At 41.8% G+C, this 744-nt stretch carries 1 protein-coding gene, 2 tRNA genes and 1 rRNA gene; 1 reads left to right on the forward strand and 3 read right to left on the reverse strand.

The features are described from left to right. Positions 1 to 235 (forward strand): hypothetical protein (locus J4N24_RS25415; protein ID WP_207536550.1); only part of this gene is annotated, 235 nt, incomplete at its 5' end. Between the two features lie 3 nt (positions 236 to 238). On the opposite strand, the gene J4N24_RS25420 is transcribed toward J4N24_RS25415, so the two are convergent. The 3 genes from J4N24_RS25420 to J4N24_RS25430 form a co-directional block, all read right to left on the reverse strand. After that, positions 239 to 312, reverse strand: a tRNA-Ala gene (locus J4N24_RS25420). Positions 313 to 417: 105 nt separating this feature from the next. Beyond that, positions 418 to 492 (reverse strand) — tRNA-Ile (locus tag J4N24_RS25425). 200 nt (positions 493 to 692) lie between these two features. Next, a 16S ribosomal RNA gene (locus J4N24_RS25430) occupies positions 693 to 744 on the reverse strand; the annotation flags it as partial.

A 744-nucleotide genomic window follows, 5' to 3' on the forward strand; every position in this document is an offset into this window, starting at 1 on the left:
CGTAGCTTATCGCAGCTTATCACGTCTTTCATCGCCTCTGAGAGCCAAGGCATTCCCCGTGTGCCCTTTCTTACTTTCTTCTACACTTGCTGCTTTTGCTCAGCAAGGTATGCTTTTGTTAGTTCTGATTATTTCTAATCGTCACCTAACTGTTGTCTTCTCTTACAATTACTTCTTCCAATATGTCAAAGAACTTTTTACCCTTATACTCTTGCAGTATAACTTGTTGCGGTAAACGTGGAGAATAACGGATTCGAACCGTTGACCCCCTGCGTGCAAGGCAGGTGCTCTAGCCAGCTGAGCTAATTCCCCAATAAGAATCTAATGAGTGAATGAGTAAGTGATTGAACGAGTGAATATCTTTTTTTACTGTTATTCTATCATTCTATCCTTCTACCCCTCTTTCATTGCCTTTTGTAGTCCCGAGCAGATTTGAACTGCTGACCCCTACATTATCAGTGTAGTGCTCTAACCAAGCTGAGCTACGGGACTGTTTGATTTACGATTGTAGATTTTTGATTTACGATTTTGGCTTTTGCACGGTAATCGTAACTCGTAAATCGTAATTCGTAATTTCTCTTACAATCTCGCCGGCTCGGGTTTCTTACTACCTGAACGGCTTATCTTTTTGGGTTTCTTCTTTTTTCTTTTAAACTAATCGTTAGCATAACGGGCAATTTTCCCGGCTCTAGAAAGGAGGTATTCCAGCCGCACCTTCCGGTACGGCTACCTTGTTACGACTTA

Origin of the sequence: Desertivirga arenae, from assembly GCF_017355785.1 — a bacterium.
GTDB classification, from domain to species: domain Bacteria; phylum Bacteroidota; class Bacteroidia; order Sphingobacteriales; family Sphingobacteriaceae; genus Desertivirga; species Desertivirga arenae.